Below are 3,690 nucleotides of genomic sequence, written 5' to 3' on the forward strand. Positions count from 1 at the left end.
GGCCGGGGGAGTGCGGCACTCCGCCCGGCGGGCGCTGTCGGCCGGAAGCTGTCGGTCGGGAGAGCCCGGTCGGGAGAGCCCGGTCGACCGTTCGGGCGATCAGGGGCGCCGGCGGCCGGGCAGCAGCATGCAGAGCGGTACGGCGACGGCGGTGAGGCCGGCCGACCACCGGAAGGCGTCGGCGAAGCCGCCGGCCAGGGCGTCCGGGGTGCGGGCTCCGCCGGTGGTGTGCTGAAGGACGACCGCGAGCGCGGCGGTGCCCACCGAGCCGCCGACCTGCTGGGCGATCCGGGTGATGATGCTCGCGTCCGGGATCTCCCGGTGTTCCAGGCCGGTGAAGGCGGCGCCGCTGAGCGGGATCATGACGGCGCCCATGCCGATGCCGCGGAGGAGCAGTGCGGCCATCAGCGGCAGCTCGCCGGAGTCGGCGGTGGCGAGCGCGAACGGCACGGTCGCCGCGGTGGTGAGCACGAACCCGGCGAGGGCGACCGGACGCGGTCCGAGGCGGTCGGTGAGGCCGCCGGCCAGGGTGCGGGCGAGCAGCGCGCCGACGCCCTGCGGGACGAGGAGCAGCCCGGCGCCGAGTGCGTCCTCGCCGCGGACCTGCTGCCAGTACAGCGGCAGCAGCAGCATCGCCCCGTACAGGGCGGCGCCGGCCAGGAAGCCCAGGGCGGAGGACGAGGCCAGCGCCCGGTGGCGCAGGAGCCGCAGGTCGACCAGGGCGCCGGCGCGGGTCAGGGCCCGTGCGGTGAAGCCGCCGATCAGGGCGAGCCCGCCGAGCAGCGGCACCAGCACCCCGGCGCTCGCGAAGCCCGCGCTGCCCGCGACCCGGGACAGACCGTGGACGGTCGCCGCGACCCCCGGGGAGAGCAGCAGCAGGCCGACGGTGTCGAGGCGGGTGCGGGGGCCGTCGGGTGCGGGCCGGTCGTCGGGCAGGTTGCGCCGGGCCAGCCAGGCGCCGACGGCGCAGAAGGGCACGTTGACGAGGAAGAGCCAGCGCCAGTCGGCCACGCTCAGGACGACGCCGCCCAGCACGGGGCCGAGGACGGGGCCGAGTGCGGTGGGCAGGGTGACGGCGGCCATCACCCGGCCGATGTTGCGCCCCTTCGCGGCCTGGACGACCAGGGTGGCCATGAGCGGCATCATGATGCCGCCGCCGATCCCCTGGACGACGCGGAAGGCGATGAGGGCGGGCGCGTTCCACGCCAGGGCGCTCAGCACCGAGCCGAGCAGGAACACGCCCAGGGCGGCGATCCACAGGCGCCTGCCGCCGAGCCGGGCCTGCGCCCAGCCGGCGAGCGGGACGGTGGCGAAGACGGCCAGCAGGTAGCCGGTGCTCACCCACTGGATCGTGGCGAGCGGGGCGCCGAGTTCCCGGGCCAGGTCGCCGAGGGCGACGGTGACGACGGTGGTGTCGAAGACGACGGCGAGGGCGCCGACCACGACGGTGAAGGCCGTGCGCCACACGGCGGGGTCGATGCGGTCGGGGTCGGGCGCCGTTGTTCCGGCACCGGCCCCGGTGATCTCGGGGATGCTCACGGGCGACCGCCTTAAGATATAGAGTCCTATCTTGCGGCGCCCAGCGTAGGGCGGCGGAATAAGATAGGCAAGTCTTTCTAATGGAGGTGCGGATGCCCGAGCGGCGCCGCGGGGCGGCACTGGAGAAGGCACTCCTCGACGCGGCCTGGGAGGAACTCACGGCCAACGGCTACGCCCGGTTCACCATGGACGCCGTCGGCCGCCGCGCCGGCACCAGCCCCCCGGTGCTCTACCGCCGCTGGGCCGACCGCGACGAGCTCGTCCGCGCGGCGATCGCCCACGTCCTGGAGGAGTCCCGGATCGACGCGCCCGACACCGGGAGCCTGCGCGAGGACGTCCTCACCCTGATGCGGACGATCAACGCCACCCGGGTCCAGCTCGTCACCGTCATGAGCGTGCACCTGGCCGGCTACTACCAGGAGACGGGCACCGGCCCCGGCGACCTCCTCGCCGGCGGGCACGAGCCCAGCGGCGACGTGCTCTTCGAGCGGGCCGCCGCCCGCGGCGAGATCGACCCGGACCGCCTCAGCGACCGCATCAAGGCCCTCCCCTTCGACCTGCTGCGCCACGAGATCCTCACGACCTACGCCCCCGTGCCCGACCACGTCCTGGAGGAGATCGTCGACACGATCTTCCTGCCGCTGCTGCGCTGACCGGCGGGGCCGGTCCGGTGGGCCGGCGCAGGGTCCGTCGATAGAATCGGATCATGGCGACGACGATCCGGGTGGCCGTCGAGACCTCGGTGGCCGCCGACCGTGTGCTGGAGGCGGCGCACGACTTCTCACCGCGCAGACCGGCGGTCTTCCCCGCGGTGTCACCGAAGCACTTCCGGGTGCACCGCGTCGGCGAGTCGTCGGCGGACGTCACGGAGGGCAGCCGGGCCGGCGTGGTCGTCTGGGAGCGCTGCGCCTACGACTGGTCGCGGCCGGGTTCGGTGGAGGCCCGCGTGGTGGACTCCAACGTCTACGCCCCCGGCAGCACCTGGGAGCTCACCGCCACGCCGACCGCGAGCGGGAGCCACGTCGAGATGATCTGGGTCCGGGAGTTCCTCGGCACACCCGGTGCCCGGCTGCTCTCCCTGGCGTACCGGACGGTCGGGCCGCGGATGTTCCGGCACGACGCCCGCCGGGTGCTGCGGGCCCTCGAGAACGGGGTGTAGGCGGTGTCCGGCCGCCCGGTGGCGTTCCGGGCGGTGTCGGCGTGGTCCGCTTGACCGGTGCGGCGGCGGGCCGGAGAGTCGGGGTGCGGCGCCGCGGGTGCCGCCCGCCCGCGCCCGACCGGCCCGCCCGTCCGGAGACGGCAGGCGGCCCCGACCTTCGGGAGCGGCTGAGGCGATGGTGGTCGACCTGGTCGTGATCGGCACGGCCATCACCCTCGGGCCCCTGCACAACAGCGCCTTCATCCTGCTGCTCTCCTCGCAGCGCGGCGCCCGCAAGGGCCTGGCCTTCGTGCTGTCCTGGCTCGCCAACCTGGTCGCGGTGGTGGTGTGCGTGCTGCTGCTGACCGGCGGAACCCCGCCCGCCCGCCACAGCACCCCGTCGACCGCGGCCGACGCCGCCGAGCTGGCCATCGGCCTCGGCCTGGCGGGCTACGCCGTGTACCGCCACCGGCGGCCGCCCGGGCCGCACGGCCCGCCGCGCTGGACGGCCCGGGTCGACAAAGCCTCGCTCGGCACCGCGGCCGGACTCGCCTGGCTGCTGCAGCCCTGGGCGCTGGTCGGGGCCGGCGCGGCCGTCGTCGTCGACGCCGACCTCTCCTCCCTCACCGACTGGATCGCCCTGATCGTCTACTGCCTGCTGGCCACGCTCAGCCTGGCCGTCATGGAGGTGTTCGCCCTCCGGTCGCCGGCCGCCGCGAACGCCCGGCTGAACGCCCTGCGGACCTGGCTGACGCGGCACCAGGAGCGGCTGATCGTCACACTGTCGCTGGTGGTGGGCCTGTACCTGACCGCCAGGGGCATCTACCAGCTCATCGCCTGACGGTCCGTCGACCGTTTCGGTCATTTCGCCCCGGCGGGCGGGTGCCCCCGCTATCGTCGGCCGGAATGCAGCGGCGGCACCGGGGGGTGGCGATGTCAGGGCACTACGGTCCCGGGGTCGGACGGGCGGGCGGGGGCGGCTGCGGGTGCGCCGTCCTCCTGCTGTTCCCCGG

At 75.0% G+C, this 3,690-nt stretch carries 4 protein-coding genes; 3 read left to right on the top strand and 1 reads right to left on the bottom strand.

What is annotated here, in order from left to right; all coding sequences use genetic code 11:
• Positions 1-99: 99 nt before the first annotated feature.
• A complete protein-coding gene (locus ABZ641_RS29245) occupies positions 100-1,539 on the bottom strand; it encodes an MDR family MFS transporter (RefSeq protein WP_359986547.1) in 1,440 nt (479 codons plus the stop codon).
• A gap of 92 nt (positions 1,540-1,631) precedes the next feature.
• On the opposite strand from ABZ641_RS29245, the gene ABZ641_RS29250 reads away from it, so the two are divergent.
• The 3 genes from ABZ641_RS29250 to ABZ641_RS29260 all read left to right on the top strand — a co-directional run bounded on the left by ABZ641_RS29250 (position 1,632) and on the right by ABZ641_RS29260 (position 3,518).
• Entirely contained in the window at positions 1,632-2,192 is a 561-nt protein-coding gene (locus ABZ641_RS29250; protein ID WP_344625191.1) for a TetR/AcrR family transcriptional regulator, read from the top strand.
• 53 nt (positions 2,193-2,245) lie between these two features.
• Positions 2,246-2,698 carry a hypothetical protein gene (locus tag ABZ641_RS29255; protein WP_344625190.1) on the top strand — a complete coding sequence of 151 codons (453 nt, stop codon included), beginning with the start codon at positions 2,246-2,248 and terminating at the stop codon, positions 2,696-2,698.
• A gap of 175 nt (positions 2,699-2,873) precedes the next feature.
• Positions 2,874-3,518: a GAP family protein gene (locus ABZ641_RS29260; protein ID WP_359986551.1), complete on the top strand. Its 645-nt coding sequence runs from the start codon at positions 2,874-2,876 to the stop codon at positions 3,516-3,518.
• Positions 3,519-3,690: the final 172 nt, after the last annotated feature.

The organism is Kitasatospora sp. NPDC007106 (assembly GCF_040634455.1).
Classification (GTDB): Bacteria; Actinomycetota; Actinomycetes; order Streptomycetales; family Streptomycetaceae; genus Kitasatospora; species Kitasatospora arboriphila.